This window comes from Streptomyces sp. NPDC057280, from assembly GCF_042668605.1.
GTDB lineage: Bacteria > Actinomycetota > Actinomycetes > Streptomycetales > Streptomycetaceae > Streptomyces.
Map to the genome: position 1 here is coordinate 255,243 of NZ_JBHUYR010000002.1, position 14,068 is coordinate 269,310.

The 14,068-nt window shown below is 69.8% G+C and carries 11 protein-coding genes; 1 reads left to right on the forward strand and 10 read right to left on the reverse strand.

From position 1 onward, the window contains the following. Entirely contained in the window at positions 1–897 is an 897-nt protein-coding gene (locus ACFUO4_RS11850; RefSeq protein WP_079306290.1) for a DUF4429 domain-containing protein, read from the reverse strand. Positions 898–1,031: 134 nt separating this feature from the next. On the opposite strand from ACFUO4_RS11850, the gene ACFUO4_RS11855 reads away from it, so the two are divergent. Next, entirely contained in the window at positions 1,032–2,633 is a 1,602-nt protein-coding gene (locus ACFUO4_RS11855; RefSeq protein ID WP_383482892.1) for a beta-N-acetylhexosaminidase, read from the forward strand. A 114-nt stretch (positions 2,634–2,747) separates the two neighbouring features. Here the strand turns inward: ACFUO4_RS11855 and ACFUO4_RS11860 are convergent, their stop codons facing one another. From ACFUO4_RS11860 to ACFUO4_RS11900, 9 genes are all read right to left on the reverse strand, one after another. Next, positions 2,748–4,520: an IucA/IucC family protein gene (locus ACFUO4_RS11860; protein WP_383482895.1), complete on the reverse strand. Its 1,773-nt coding sequence runs from the start codon at positions 4,518–4,520 to the stop codon at positions 2,748–2,750. Next, on the reverse strand, positions 4,517–5,056 hold the full coding sequence (locus ACFUO4_RS11865; RefSeq protein ID WP_383482898.1) for a GNAT family N-acetyltransferase: 540 nt from the start codon (positions 5,054–5,056) through the stop codon (positions 4,517–4,519). The genes ACFUO4_RS11860 and ACFUO4_RS11865 overlap by 4 nt, the downstream gene beginning before the upstream one ends. After that, entirely contained in the window at positions 5,053–6,342 is a 1,290-nt protein-coding gene (locus tag ACFUO4_RS11870; protein WP_383482901.1) for a lysine N(6)-hydroxylase/L-ornithine N(5)-oxygenase family protein, read from the reverse strand. Before ACFUO4_RS11870 ends, ACFUO4_RS11865 begins: the two co-directional genes overlap by 4 nt. Then, positions 6,326–7,768, reverse strand: a complete 1,443-nt coding sequence (desA, locus tag ACFUO4_RS11875) for a lysine decarboxylase DesA (protein ID WP_383482904.1) — start codon at positions 7,766–7,768, stop codon at positions 6,326–6,328. The genes ACFUO4_RS11870 and desA overlap by 17 nt, the downstream gene beginning before the upstream one ends. Positions 7,769–7,890: 122 nt before the next feature. Beyond that, the gene (locus tag ACFUO4_RS11880) at positions 7,891–8,745 is read right to left on the reverse strand and encodes a siderophore-interacting protein (RefSeq protein WP_383482907.1); all 855 of its coding nucleotides are present in this window, start codon (positions 8,743–8,745) and stop codon (positions 7,891–7,893) included. A 138-nt stretch (positions 8,746–8,883) separates the two neighbouring features. Beyond that, entirely contained in the window at positions 8,884–9,903 is a 1,020-nt protein-coding gene (locus ACFUO4_RS11885; RefSeq protein WP_383482910.1) for an ABC transporter substrate-binding protein, read from the reverse strand. A 134-nt stretch (positions 9,904–10,037) separates the two neighbouring features. Then, complete coding sequence (locus ACFUO4_RS11890) at positions 10,038–11,198, reverse strand: acyl-CoA dehydrogenase family protein (protein WP_383482913.1); 1,161 nt, start codon at positions 11,196–11,198, stop codon at positions 10,038–10,040. 6 nt (positions 11,199–11,204) lie between these two features. Then, positions 11,205–12,137 (reverse strand): hydroxymethylglutaryl-CoA lyase, encoded by a 933-nt coding sequence (locus ACFUO4_RS11895; RefSeq protein WP_079306303.1) that lies wholly within the window; start codon positions 12,135–12,137, stop codon positions 11,205–11,207. Further along, positions 12,134–14,053, reverse strand: coding sequence for an acetyl/propionyl/methylcrotonyl-CoA carboxylase subunit alpha (locus ACFUO4_RS11900; protein ID WP_383482916.1), 1,920 nt, complete (start codon positions 14,051–14,053; stop codon positions 12,134–12,136). The genes ACFUO4_RS11895 and ACFUO4_RS11900 overlap by 4 nt, the downstream gene beginning before the upstream one ends. Positions 14,054–14,068 lie beyond the last annotated feature (15 nt).

Below are 14,068 nucleotides of genomic sequence, written 5' to 3' on the forward strand. Positions count from 1 at the left end.
TCACATGCGTTTGAGGATCGCCTGCTTGGCCATCGCGAACTCCTCGTCCGTCAGCACACCCGTGCGGCGCAGCTCGCCGAGCTCGCGCAGACGGCGCAGGAGGGCGTCATGGCCGTCCTCGACGGGTGCGGCGACCGGGAGGGAAGGCGTTTCCGGTCGTACGTCCAGGGTCTTGCGTACGTCGACGGCGGCCGTCCGGGCCGGGTGGGGGAGCCTGGCCTGGACGGCCGCCGCGATGAGGGCCATCAGCGGGTCCTTCTTGAAGCCCCACAGCTCCACGGAGTGGGGGTCGTACTTCGCCGGGGCCTTGGTGGGCGCGTGGTGCACCGTGAAGCGGAGGTGGCCGTTGTCCAGGCCGGCCGCGGGGAGCCACTCCACGGCGGCGAGGTCGGTGAGGGGAAGCGTGCGGATGCCGGCGGCGGCCTTGGCGTCCTCCGTCTTCCAGTTCCATTCCAGGCGGACGCGCTCGCCGTCGAAGGTCGCGGTGCCGTCGCCCGCGGAGACCGACAGCGGGACGGCCGGGCCGGGCAGGAGGAACTCCGTGACCGGGGTCGCCGGGACCTGGTCGAGGAGGAGGGCGTCGCGGACCTCGTCCACGAAGTACTCGGCGACGCCGTAGCGGTCCGACTCGACGATGAGCTGATAGGGGTCGTTGGGTTCGGTGAGGCGGCCGCCGGTGGCGTGCAGCAGCGGGTCGGCGCCGTCGCGCAGCCGTAGCCTGAGCCGCCCCGCCCTGCGGCCCTGCTCGAAGGAGATCCCCGCCAACGCGCCCAGGGGGACGACGAGTTCACCCAGGGTCTTGCGGAGCAGGCTGACGTTCTTGTCGCGTCCCGGGGTCAGGCGCAGGGCGTCGCCGTCGAAGGCCCAGGTGCCGTCCTTCTGGATGATTTCCGCCATGGGGCAAGTCTGGCACCGGGGCCGCCGGTGCCGTGGGGGCCCGTCGCGTCGTGCACTTCCGCAACCGGCCGGTCACCCGGCAGAGTGGTCTGCACCAATCCTTGGTTGATGGAGAACGTTGCCGGAGAAGGTTGATGGAGAAGGGGGCGCAGGTGAGACGGCACCACAGAACGACTCCCCGTACGACCCGAGTTCTGGGCGCGCTGCTGCTCGTGGCGGTGGGCTCGCTCACCGTGGGCGCGGCGCCGCCGCCCGCCGGGGCCACACCGCTCGACCAGGTGATTCCGGCGCCCTCGAAGGTGACGCCGGGCGGATCGCCGTACCGGATCACGGCGAAGACCCGGATCGGGGTGGACGACTCGCGGGAGGTGCGCCGGATCGGGGAGTACCTCGCGGGGGTGCTGAGGCCGTCCACCGGTTATCGGCTGCCGGTGGCCGCGGGGCGCCGGGCAGGAATCCAACTCCGCCTGACCAAAGAGGAGTTCGGTGCCGAGGGGTACCGGCTCGTCAGCGGGGCCAAGGGCGTCACCATCACCGCCGCCCGGCCCGCCGGGCTCTTCCACGGTGTGCAGACCCTGCGGCAGCTGCTGCCGGCGAAGGTCGAGAAGAGGTCCGTGCAGTCCGGTCCCTGGCTCGTCGCGGGCGGGTCGATCACCGACAGCCCGCGCTACGGCTGGCGCGGTGCGATGCTCGACGTCTCCCGGCACTTCTTCACCGTGGACCAAGTCAAGCGGTACATCGACCAGTTGGCGCTCTACAAGGTCAACAAGCTGCATCTGCATCTCAGCGACGACCAGGGCTGGCGCATCGCGATCGACTCCTGGCCGCGGCTGTCGGCGTACGGCGGCTCGACGCAGGTCGGCGGCGGCCCCGGTGGCTTCTACAGCAAGGCCGACTACAAGGAGATCGTCCGGTACGCGTCCTCGCGCTATCTGGAGGTCGTCCCCGAGATCGACATGCCCGGCCACACCAACGCCGCGCTCGCCTCGTACGCCGAGCTGAACTGCGACGGGGTCGCGCCGCCGCTCTACACCGGCACCGAGGTCGGCTTCAGTTCGCTGTGCGTCGGCAAGGACCTCACGTACGACTTCGTCGACGACGTGATCCGGGAGCTCGCCGCGCTCACGCCCGGCCGCTCTCTGCACATCGGTGGCGACGAGGCCCACTCGACCAGCCATGAGGACTACGTCAAGTTCATGGACCGGGTGCAGCCCATCGTCGCCAGGTACGGCAAGACGGTGGTGGGTTGGCATCAGCTGACCGGCGCGAACCCCTCGCGGGGGGCGGTGGCGCAGTACTGGGGGCTGGACGACACCAGCGCGGAGGAGAAGGCGCAGGTGGCGAAGGCCGCGCAGAACGGTACGGGTGTTGTTCTGTCGCCGGCCGACCGGGTGTACCTCGACATGAAGTACACGGCGGATACGCCGCTGGGGCAGGACTGGGCGGGGTTGGTGGAGGTGAAGCGGGCCTACGACTGGGATCCGGGGGACTATCTGCCGGGGGTGCCGGGTGCGGCTGTGCGAGGAGTGGAGGCTCCGTTGTGGACGGAGACGATCGTGACGTCCGCCGACATCGAGTACATGGCGTTTCCAAGGCTGGCGGGGGTGGCCGAGTTGGGGTGGTCGCCGGCTGCCACGCATGACTGGGAGCGGTACAGGGTGCGGCTGGCTGCGCAGGGTGCCAGGTGGGAGGCGTTGGGGATCAACTACTACCGGTCGCCGCAGGTTCCTTGGTAGTTCTTCGGCTGCGGGTGCGTGGGGGCTGGTCGCGCAGTTCCCCGCGCCCCTAGGGCGACTGTGCTGACGGGCGCCTACGAGGGACCGTACCCCGGAGGCGCCCGTCTGTCTGGGTCAGAACCCGGCGATCGGGTTCTTCAGGTTGCCCACCAGCTGGAGTGCGCCCGCCGGGTCCGCCAGGTCCACCATCTGCTTGTTGTTGCGCAGTTGGAGGCGGTTGAGGCAGGACAGGGCGAACTCCGGGGCGAACATGTCGTACTGGCGGAACTTGTCGGCGAGTTCGGGCACCGAGGCCTGGTACTCGCGGGTGATCTCCGCGACCGTCCGCCAGAAGTCGTCCTCCTCCAGGATCCCTTCGGAGGCGAGGTTCGCGGCGAGGAAGCGGAAGAAGCAGTCGAAGACGTCCGTGAAGACCGACAGCAGCTTCGTGTCCTCCGGGACGTCCACGCGGAGGCGTTCGACCGCCGGCGGGAGCACCGCGTCGGCGTCCATGACCGCGATCTCCTCGGCGATGTCCTTGTAGATCGCGCGCTCGACGGCGCCGTCCTTCAGGACGAGGATCACGTTCTCGCCGTGCGGCATGTAGACCAGGTCGTAGGCGTAGAAGCTGTGGAGGAGCGGGGTGAAGTACGCGGTCAGGTAGCGGCGCAGCCACTCGGTCGGGGTCAGGCCCGACTGCTCGATGAGGGCCCCGGCGAATGACCTGCCCTCGTGGTCCACGTGGACCAAGGAGGCCATCGTCGCGAGCGACTCCCCGTCCTGGAGGGAGGTCACCGGGCTCTCGCGCCACAGGGCGGCCAGCATCTTGCGGTACGGCGAGTAGCGGTCCGTCGCCGCCTCGTACTCCAGGTGGCGGTAGCCGACGGCCGCGCGCTCGCGGATGATCGACAGGCCCGTGGACTTCAACACGGGGTCGTTGTCGATGAGTTGGGCGAGCCAGTCGTTGATGGCCGGGGTCGCCTCCATGTACGCCGCCGAGAGGCCGCGCATGAAGCCCATGTTGATGACGGACAGGGCCGTCTTCACGTAGTGCTTCTCGGGGCTGGTCGTGTTGAAGAAGGTCCGGATGGACTGCTGGGCGAGGTATTCGTCGTCGCCCTCGCCCAGGCAGACGAGGTGGCGGCGGGCGACCTCGGCGGCGAAGGTGACCGAGAGCTTGTTCCACCACTGCCAGGGGTGCACCGGGATGAGGAGGTAGTCGGCCGGGTCGAGCTGCTGGGCGCGCAGGGTGGCGTGGAAGCGGTCGACCGTTTCGGCGCCCAGCTCCTCGCGGACAAAGGTCTCGTACTCGATCCCGACACCCGCCGTGAAGGCCGCGCGGGAGCGGTGGGCGGCCAGCCACACCAGGCGGACCGGGCTCGCCGTCTCCGGGGCGTACGACAGGTACTCGTGGATGCCGAAGCCGAGCCGCCCGTTGTTGGCGACGAAGCAGGGGTGGCCCTCGGTCATGCCGGTCTCGATGGCCTGGAAACCGCCGCGTGCCAGCTCGGCGACCGGGATGCGGGGCTTGGTGAGCTTGTAGCAGGTGCCGGAGAGGGTGGAGGAGATCTCCTCCAGGTAGACCGGCAGGATCTCGTCGCTCAGGCCCAGGGAGCTCTTCAGTTCGATGAAGAAGTCCAGCGCGGCGAGGGGGAGGTCGACGCCGTCCCGGTGACGGGAGATCGAGTCGGCGTCGACCTGCCAGTGGTCGAGGGCGCGGCGCGTGGCGGTGAACCCGTACCGGGTCAGACCGTCGTCGCTGCGGACCTCGAAGCGGCCGTCGGCGGTGGCCTGCGGCGTGATGAGCCGCTCGTGCGCGAACTCGGCGAGCGCCTTGCGGACGAGGAGGCGGTTGGCCTGCTCCCAGCGCTCGGGGGAGAGGTGGGCGACGGAGTCGGCGAGGCTCATGCGGACACCGCCTTCGTGAACTGCTCGCGCGTGCAGAAGCTGAGCAGCGCCCTCTTCTCCGGCTTCTGGATCTCCCGCTCGGGCACGAACCCGACGGCTTCGTTGAGGGCGTGGACGGCCTTGTTGGAGACGTCCGGCTCGACGACGACCCGCTCGACGGCCGGGTCCTCGAAGAGGTGGGCCATCACGGCGGTGATGACGGCCCGGGTGAAGCCGTGCACGGGCCGGTCGGTAGCAGGGGTGAGGAAGTGCATGCCGACGTCACCCGGCAACGGCTCGTACAGGCCCACCAGTTCACGATGGGCGGGGTCGTACTTCTCCATCAGGAAGACGGGGACGCCGTACGCGTCGAGACCGAGCAGCGCGTGGTGGTGCTCGTCGGCGGCTATCTCCATGTACGCGCGCTCGACGTCCTCCAGTTTCGCGTCCTGCATCATCCAGAACGCGGCCTTGGGGTGGGTGACCCAGCCGTGCAGCAGCTCGGCGTCCTCGATCGGGTCGAGCGGGCGGAAGGTGAAGGTGTGGGGGGTGGTCATACGGCGAACTCCTGGAACGCGATCGTCTTCTCGACCGGGTAGTACTCGGTGCCGAGCAGCTCACGGATGATGTAGCTGTTGCGGTACGCACCCATGCCCAGGTCGGGCGAGGTGATGCTGTGGGTGTGCACGCCGGCGTTCTGGAGGAAGACGCCGCGGCCGGTGGTGTCGATCGAGTAGTTGCGGGCGACGTCGAAGTTGCCCTGGGTGTCGTAGCGCAGCCGGTCCTTGACGGGGGTCAGGAACTCGGGCTCGGTGTACTTGTACCCGGTGGCGAGGACGAGGCCCTGGGTCTGGAGGTCGTAGTCCTTCTCCTGCTCCTCCTGGCGGAAGGAGAGGGTGTACGTGCCGTTCTCGTACGTCGCGCCGTTCAGGGCGGAGTTGGTGAGCAGCCGGGTGGGGACCGGTCCGCCGAGGTTCTTCTGGTAGAGCAGGTCGAAGATCTCGTTGATGAGATCGCCGTCGATGCCCTTGAACAGGCCCTTCTGCTGGGCGGTGAGCCGGTAGCGGGTGGCCTCGGGCAGCGCGCGGTAGTAGTCGATGTACTCCGGGGAGGTCATCTCCAGCGTGAGCTTGGTGTATTCGAGGGGGAAGAAGCGGGGCGACCGCGTCACCCAGTTCAGCCGGTAGCCGTGGACGTCGATCTCGCTGAGGAGGTCGTGGTAGATCTCGGCGGCGGACTGACCGGAGCCGACGATCGTGATCGACTCCTTCTGCTGCAACTCCGCCTTGTTCTGCATGTACTGCGAGTTGTGGAAGAAGTCGCCGCCGAGGCCGCGCACGGCGTCCGGGTAGTGCGGGGAGGTGCCGGTGCCGAGGACGAGATGGCGGGCGCGGAAGACCTCACCCGCGGTCGTCGTGACGACGTACACGCCGTCCTCGTACGTCACTTCGGCGACCGTCGTGCCGAAGCGCACGCTGCTCAGTTTGTTCGCGGCCCAGCGGCAGTAGTCGTCGTACTCGACACGCAGCGGGTAGAAGTTCTCCCGGATGTAGAACGAGTACAGCCGGCCCTTCTCCTTCAGGTAGTTGAGGAAGGAGTACGGCGAGGTCGGGTCGGCCAGCGTGACCAGGTCCGACATGAACGGCGTCTGGAGGTGGGCGCCGTCGAGGAACATGCCCGCGTGCCACTCGAAGTCGGGCTTCGACTCCAGGAACACACCGTCGAGTTCGGCGATGGGCTCGGTCAGGCAGGCCAGGCCGAGGTTGAACGGGCCGAGCCCGATGCCCACGACATCGTGTATCTCGGCGGGGGCCGTGGTCGGGTTTTCAGGACGCGCGGTCAAGGGACTCTCCCAGGTACTGCTCGGCGTGGCCGGCGATCAGATCGAGTACGGCGGTGATGTCTTCGGTCGTCGTCTCGGGGTTGAGCAGGGTGAACTTCAGGTAGTGGCGACCGCCGACCTTGGTGCCCGCGACCACCGCGTCGCCGGAGGCGAACAGGGCCTTGCGGGCGTAGAGGTTGGCGCGGTCGATCTCGGAGGGGTCGGTCACGGCGGCCGGGATGTAGCGGAAGACGAGGGTGGAGAGCGTCGGCTCGACCACGACGTCGTAGCGCGGGTCGGCGGCGAGGATCTTCCAGCCCTGGACGGCCAGGTCGCACACCTCGTCGAAGAGCTGCCCGATGCCGTCGGCGCCCATGGTCCGCAGCGTCACCCAGAGCTTGAGGGCGTCGAACCGGCGGGTGGTCTGCAGGGACTTGTCCACCTGGTTGGGGATGCGCTCCTGCACCATGCGCTTGGGGTTGAGGTACTCGGCGTGGTAGGTCGCGTGCCGCAGGGTGGCGGCGTCACGGACCAGTACGGCGGACGAACTCACGGGCTGGAAGAAGGACTTGTGGTAGTCGACGGTGACCGAGTCGGCGCGCTCGATGCCGTTGATCCGGCCGCGGTACTTCACCGACGCGAGCAGTCCGCAGCCGTAGGCGGCGTCGACGTGCAGCCAAGTCCCGTACTGCGCGCACAGTCCGGCGATCTCGGGCAGCGGGTCGATGGACCCGAAGTCGGTGGTGCCGGCGGTGGCGACGACGGCCATCGGGACGAGCCCGGCGGCCTTGCAGCGCTCCAGCTCATGGGCGAGCGCGACGGTCTGCATCCGCTTGTCGCGGTCGACGGGGATGCTGACCACGGAGTCGGGGGACAGGCCGAGGAGTTTGGCGGACTTCTTGACGCTGAAGTGGCTGACCTCGGAGGCGAAGACGCGCAGTTTGGCCGTGCTGTCCGTCTTGGCTTCTTCCCGGGCGAGGAGGAGGGCCTGGAGGTTGGACTGGGTGCCGCCGGAGGTGAACACGCCGTCGGCGGCCGGGCCGAGGCCGATCCGGGCGGTCGTCCAGTCGATGAGCTTGCGCTCGATGAGGGTGCCGCCGGCCGACTGGTCCCAGGTGTCCAGGGAGGAGTTGACCGCGGAGAGGATCGCCTCGCCGAGCACCGCCGGGATGACCACCGGGCAGTTGAGGTGGGCGAGATAGCGGGGGTGGTGGAAGTAGACCGCGTCGCGGAGGTAGACGTCCTCCAGTTCGTCGAGCACGGCGCCGGTGTCGAGGAGCGGCTTGTCGAGGTCGATCGCGTCGATGGCCGGGGCGAGGTCGTCGACGCTGACGCCGGTGAACGGACGGTCGGTGGCGGCGAGTTTGGCTGCCACCCGCTCGATACCTTCGGTCACGGAGCGGCGGTACTGCTCCGCGGTCGTGTCGTTGAGCAGGTGCGAGCGCATGGTGGGGGTCCTCCGGTGGGGAGCAGTAGTCCGCGTTACTTAGGTTAGCCTAACCTAAGTTGCTCGATCGCGGGGATGGGTGTGCGGCGGCTGGGGGTGGGTCGGGCAGGCTGCTCGGCGGGCTACTCGGCGGCGCGGAGCTGTTCCTCGGTCATCCCCTGCCGCCAGTAGCCGACGAAGGTGACGCTGCGGCGGTCGATGCCGCGTTCACCGACGAAGTGCCGGCGCAACTGCTTCACGCAGCCCGACTCGCCCGCGATCCAGGCGTACGGCCGCTCGGCGGGCGGGAGTTGGGCATCGCGGAGGGCGCCGAGGGCCATGGGGGAGCCCTCGGTTCCCTCGTGATCCCGCACGAACCAGGTGATCTCGGCGTCGGCCTCGGTCACCAGGTCCTGGATGTCGGCGGCGTGCTGCACCTCCAGCCAGACCCGGGCGGGAACGCCGGCCGGCAGGGACTCCAGGATCGCGGAGACGGCGGGTACGGCCGTCTCGTCGCCCCAGATGAGCACGAGGTCGCTGCCGTCGGCCGGCCGGAACCGGATGGCGCGGTTGTCGGCGACGGCGGGACCCAGGAGCAGGACCCGGTCCCCGGCCGCCGCCCGCGCGGCCCAGCGGGAGGCGGGGCCGGCGGGGGTGTCGGCGCCGGGGTCGACACCGTGCAGGACGAAGTCGATGTCGATCTCGTCGGGGTCCCGGCGCAGGGCGCGGAGCGTGTACGACCGCATGACCGCCCGTACGTCGTCCGGGAGTTCACGCCAGGCCTGCCACCAGCCGTCACCGAGCTCGATCGGAACGACCGGCTCGGTCCGCCCCTCGGCGGGGATGAACAGCGACAGCGACTGGTCGCACCCGTGGGAGTGGAACTCCCGCAGTTCCTCGCCGCCGAAGGTGACCCGGACGAGGGAGGGTCCGAGGCGCCGCGTTCTCACGACTCGGAGAGAGAAGAAGCGAAAGGGTGCGGCGACGGCGGTGGTCATGGGGTGCGCTCCTGAGGTGGCAGGGGGCAGGGCTTGTGCTTTGAGGGGCGCGGGGCTGTATCGATGTGCGGCTCCGCCGCGTGGGTGCGACCAGCCACGACGGGGCCCGCGGTTCACCCCCACATCAAGCCCCGTTTTTCAGCTGACCTTCTTCGCCTTCTCAAGAGCCTCGGCGAGGGTCTCGAGCAGCGGCGTGCACTTGTCGTACGACAGGATCGGCTCCGGCGACCGGGCGATGACCTGCCCGGCCTTCACCGCAGGCAGCTTCTTCCAGGTGGCCTCCGTGATGTCGGCCGGCTGGATCGTCGACGACCGGTCGTCCATCATGATGATGTCGGCCTTGTACTTGTCGACGTTCTCCCAGCTCAGCGACTCGTACCAGCCGCCACCCTGCTTCTTGGCGCTCTCCGGCGGCTCGACGAAGTTCACGCCGAGGGCCTTGAAGTACTCGAGGTCGATGGAGAGGTTGGTGCCGGAGACGTAGAAGATGTCCTGGCTCGCGGAACCGGCCAGCACCTTGATGTCGGGCTTCGCCTTCGCGGCGGCGCGCAGCCGGGTCGCGGCGGCTTCGAACTTCTTCTTGGCGTCGGTGACCTTCGCGGCCGTCATGTCGGCGCCGAGGGACTCGGCCAGCTCCCACATGCGCTGCAGCGGCGCGGTGAGCTGGCGGTCGTAGACGGAGATGCCGACGCTCGGGGCGAGCTTGGCGATCTTGTCCTTGGAGGCGGCCGGGACGTACCAGAGGGTGCCGGCGTCGTCGAACATCGTGGTGATGAGGACGTCCGGGGCGAGGGCGGCGTACTTCTCGACGTTGAACTGGTCCCAGACGTTGCCGAGGATCTCCACCTTGGAGATGTCCATGTCGCCGGCCTGGACGTCGGCCTTGCCGTCGGCGGTCTTGGTGGGACCGAAGACGCCCTTGACGGAGATGCCGTAGTCGTAGAGGGCGGCGGCGACGCCGGTGAAGGCGACGATGTTCGCGGGGATCTTGTCGAGCTTCACCTCGGTGCCGCGGTCGTCCTTGAAGGTCTCCTTGCCAGAGCCACCGCTTTTCGCGTCGTCGTCACCGCAGGCCGCGAGCACGGCACCGAGACCGAGGGCGCCGCCCGCGGCGAGGATGCCGCGGCGGGTGAGGTGGGTGGCTCTGGCGTTGGACATGTGTGTGGCTGCTTTCGAACGGGGCGAAGCGCCCGCCGGACAAGTTCAAAGGAAGGTTAGCCTAACCTCAGATCTTGTCCAGAGGGCGGGGGGCTTCGGTTCGAAGCTGTGCGCCACCTATGAGGTGCTCGGGCTCAGCTGATGAGCCCCAATTCCCTGGCAATCAGCATCCGTTGGACTTCGCTCGTCCCCTCCCCGATCTCCAGGATCTTGGAGTCGCGCCACATGCGGGCCACCGGGTACTCGTTCATGAAGCCGTAGCCGCCGTGGATCTGGGTGGCGTCGCGGGCGTTGTCCACCGCGATCGTCGACGAGTAGAGCTTGGCGAGGGCCGCTTCCTTCTTGAAGGGTTCGCCGGCCACCAGCCTCGACGCCGCGTCCCGCCACGCCAGCCTCGCGGTGTGCGCCTTCATCTCCATGTCCGCGATCTTGAACTGGATGGCCTGGTTCGCGCCGATCGGCTTGCCGAAGGCGTGGCGTTCCTTGGCGTACTTCACCGACTCGTCCACGCAGCCTTGCGCCAGGCCCGTGGACAGCGCCGCGATCGCGATGCGGCCCTCGTCCAGGATGCGCAGGAACTGGGCGTAGCCGCGGCCCTCCTCGCCCAGCAGGTTCGCCGCCGGGACACGGACGTCGGCGAACGACAACTCCCGCGTGTCCGACGCGTTCCAGCCCACCTTCGAGTACGGGGCCGCGACCGTGAAGCCCGGGGTGCCGGAGGGGACGATGATCGACGAGATCAGCGGCCTGCCGTCCGGTTTGCGGCCGGTCACCGCCGTCACCGTCACCAGGCCCGTGATGTCCGTGCCGGAGTTGGTGATGAAGCACTTCGTGCCGTTGATCACCCATTCGTTCGTCGACTCGTCCAGGCGGGCCGTCGTGCGCGTCGCGCCCGCGTCGCTGCCGCCGTCCGGTTCGGTCAGGCCGAACGCGCCCAGGATCTCGCCCGAGCACAGACGCGGGAGCCACTCCTGCTTCTGGGCCTCCGTGCCGTACAGGTGCAGCGGCATCGCCCCCAGGGAGACCCCCGCCTCCAGGGTGATCGCCACCGACGAGTCGACGCGCGCCAGTTCCTCCAGCGCCACGCCCAGCGCCATGTAGTCGCCGCCCATACCGCCGTACTCCTCGGGGAACGGCAGGCCGAACAGGCCCATGCGGCCCATCTCACGGACGATCTCGTAGGGGAACTCGTGGTGTTCGTAGTAGTCGGCGATCTTGGGGGCTACTACCTCGTGCGCGAACTCCTCCACCGTGCGGCGGAGTTCTTCGAGTTCGGGGGAGAGTCGGTGGTCCATCGCGGGTCACTGCTCCTTGTGGGACAGGGCACGTACGGTGCGGGACGGGCTGGGTCGGCCCAGTCGGGCGGCCATCCACTCGCTCGTGGCGACGAGACGGCCGAGGTCGACCCCGGTGTCGATGCCGAGGCCCTGCAGCATCCACACGAGGTCTTCGGTGGCGAGGTTGCCGGTGGCCGACTTGGCGAACGGGCAGCCGCCGAGGCCGCCCGCGGAGGCGTCGACCGTGGTGACGCCGTGCAGCAGCGCCACGTAGGTGTTGGCGAGGGCCTGGCCGTACGTGTCGTGGAAGTGCACGCCCAGCTTTTCCGTGGGGACCCCGGCCTCGTTCAGGGCGGTCAGCAGCGCCCGTACGTGGCCCGCCGTCGCCACGCCGATCGTGTCGCCCAGGCTCAGTTCGTCGCAGCCCATGTCGAGCAGCGCCTGGCAGACCTGCACGACCTGCGGCACCGGGACCGGGCCCTCCCACGGGTCGCCGAAGCACATGGAGAGGTAGCCGCGGACGTGCACGCCCGCGTCCTTCGCGCGGGCCACCGTCGGCTCGAACATGGCCAGCGCCTCGTCCAGCGTGCGGTTGAGGTTGGCCTTCGCGAACGACTCGCTGGCGCTGGCGAAGACCGCCACCCGGGTCGCTCCCAGCGCCAGGGCGCGCTCCAGGCCGCGTTCGTTCGGCACCAGGACCGGGAGGTCCGCCTTCACGTCGGCCAGCCGCGGGAACAGCTGCTCCGCGTCCGCCAGTTGGGGCACCCACTTGGGGTGGACGAAGCTCGTCGCCTCGATCGTCGTCAGGCCCGCGTCGGCCAGGCGGTGGATGAACTCCGCCTTGACGTCGGTCGGGACGGTCGCCTTCTCGTTCTGCAGGCCGTCGCGCGCGCCGACCTCATGGATGCGGACCCGCGACGGCAGGCCTTCCTGCGGTACGACCATGGGGAGTGTCATGTCGCGTCCTCCACGGGGGTGATGACGGCCAGCACCTGGTCCATCGCGACCGTCGTGCCCGGCTTGACGTCCAGTTCGGCGACCGTGCCCGCGTGCGGGGCGGAGACGACGTGCTCCATCTTCATCGCCTCCACCACCAACAGGCTCTGCCCGGCCGCCACTTCGTCCCCCACGGCGACCTTCACTACCGTCACCGTCCCCGGCATCGGCGCGGTGAGCGAGTCGGCGCCCGCGTGGGCCGCGCCGGACAGGGACGCCGCCACCGGGTCGTGGTCCCGGACGTGCCACGCGTCGCCGTCGCGGCCCAGCCAGTCGGCCGCGCGGTGGAAGGTGTGCCGGACGCCGTCCAGCAGGACGCTCACCCGGTCGTCCGTGACGGTCGCCGCGCCGCGCGGGACGTACTCCACCGGGTCCTGCACCCGGAGGTGGAAGGCGACCGGCTTCGGCGTGCCGCCCAGCCGCCAGCCGCTCGGCACGGAGAAGGGGTCGGTCCAGCCGCCGTCCGCGGCACGCGGCTTCAGGGCCTCCAGGCGGACGGCGGCAGCGGCCTCGTAGACCTCCTCCGGTACGTCGGTGGCGACCAGGCCGTCCACCTCGCGCTCCACCAGGCCCGTGTCCAGCTCGCCCGCCACCACGGCGGGATGGGCCAGGAGGCGGCGCAGGAAGCCCGCGTTGGTCTGCACGCCCAGCGTGACCGTGTCCGCGAGAGCGGCGCGGAGCTTGCGCAGGGCCGTCGCGCGGTCGGGGCCGTACGCGATCACCTTGGACAGCATCGGGTCGTACAGGCTGCCGACCTCGGAGCCCTCCAGGAGGCCGGAGTCGGTGCGGACGCCGTCGCCCTGCGGCTCGTGCAGCCGCAGCACCGTGCCGCCGGAGGGGAGGAAGCCGCGGGCCGGGTCCTCGGCGCACAGGCGCGCCTCGACAGCGTGTCCCGTCAGCCGTACGTCGTCCTGGCCGAAGGCGAGCCGCTCGCCCGCCGCGACCCGCAGCTGCCACTCCACCAGGTCCAGGCCGGTGATGAGCTCGGTGACCGGGTGCTCCACCTGGAGGCGGGTGTTCATCTCCATGAAGTAGTACGAGGACGGGTCGCCGCCCGGGACGATGAACTCGACCGTGCCCGCGCCCCGGTAGCCGCAGGAGCGGGCCGCCTGGACCGCCGCCTCGCCCATCGCCGCGCGCGTGGCCTCGTCCAGGAGGACCGACGGGGCCTCCTCGATGATCTTCTGGTGGCGGCGCTGGAGGGAGCACTCGCGCTCGCCCAGGTGGACGACGTTGCCGTGACCGTCCGCCAGCACCTGGATCTCGATGTGCCGGGGGCGGTCGATCCACCGCTCCACCAGGAGCGTGTCGTCGCCGAAGGAGGCGCGGGCCTCGCGGCGGGCGGCGGCGATCTCGTCGTCCAGCAGGTCCAGATCCCGGACCAGGCGCATGCCCTTGCCGCCGCCGCCGGCGCTCGGCTTCAGCAGCACCGGTGCGCCCAAGGCGCGGGCGGCGTCGGCCAGTTCCGGGTCCCGGCCGCCCGGCACCACCGGCACCCCCGCCGCGGCCACCGTCTCCTTGGCGCGGATCTTGTCGCCCATCAGGGCGATGGCGTCCGCGGGCGGCCCAATGAAGACCAGCCCGGCGTCGGCGCACGCGCGCGCGAACCCGGCGTTCTCGGCGAGGAAGCCGTAGCCGGGGTGGACGGCCTGGGCGCCGGCCGACGCGGCGGCCGCCAGCAGCCGCTCCACCGACAGATAGCTCTCGGCGGCCGGTGCCGGGCCCAGTCGTACCGCCGTGTCGGCCTCCCGGACGTGCCGGGCGTCCGCGTCGGCGTCGGAGAAGACGGCCACCGAGCGCACGCCCAGGGAGCGCAGGGTCCGGATGACGCGGACGGCGATCTCGCCCCGGTTGGCCACAAGTACCGTGTCGAACATCCTCGTAAAACCCCT

Bases quoted from the DNA above. Each gene is read 5' to 3' on its own strand.
- ACFUO4_RS11850 (WP_079306290.1), bottom strand. From the start codon at position 897: ATGGCGGAAATCATCCAGAAGGACGGCACCTGGGCCTTCGACGGCGAC.
- ACFUO4_RS11855 (WP_383482892.1), top strand. From the start codon at position 1,032: ATGGAGAAGGGGGCGCAGGTGAGACGGCACCACAGAACGACTCCCCGT.
- ACFUO4_RS11860 (WP_383482895.1), bottom strand. From the start codon at position 4,520: ATGAGCCTCGCCGACTCCGTCGCCCACCTCTCCCCCGAGCGCTGGGAG.
- ACFUO4_RS11865 (WP_383482898.1), bottom strand. From the start codon at position 5,056: ATGACCACCCCCCACACCTTCACCTTCCGCCCGCTCGACCCGATCGAG.
- desA (WP_383482904.1), bottom strand. From the start codon at position 7,768: ATGCGCTCGCACCTGCTCAACGACACGACCGCGGAGCAGTACCGCCGC.
- ACFUO4_RS11880 (WP_383482907.1), bottom strand. From the start codon at position 8,745: ATGACCACCGCCGTCGCCGCACCCTTTCGCTTCTTCTCTCTCCGAGTC.
- ACFUO4_RS11885 (WP_383482910.1), bottom strand. From the start codon at position 9,903: ATGTCCAACGCCAGAGCCACCCACCTCACCCGCCGCGGCATCCTCGCC.
- ACFUO4_RS11890 (WP_383482913.1), bottom strand. From the start codon at position 11,198: ATGGACCACCGACTCTCCCCCGAACTCGAAGAACTCCGCCGCACGGTG.
- ACFUO4_RS11895 (WP_079306303.1), bottom strand. From the start codon at position 12,137: ATGACACTCCCCATGGTCGTACCGCAGGAAGGCCTGCCGTCGCGGGTC.
- ACFUO4_RS11900 (WP_383482916.1), bottom strand. From the start codon at position 14,053: ATGTTCGACACGGTACTTGTGGCCAACCGGGGCGAGATCGCCGTCCGC.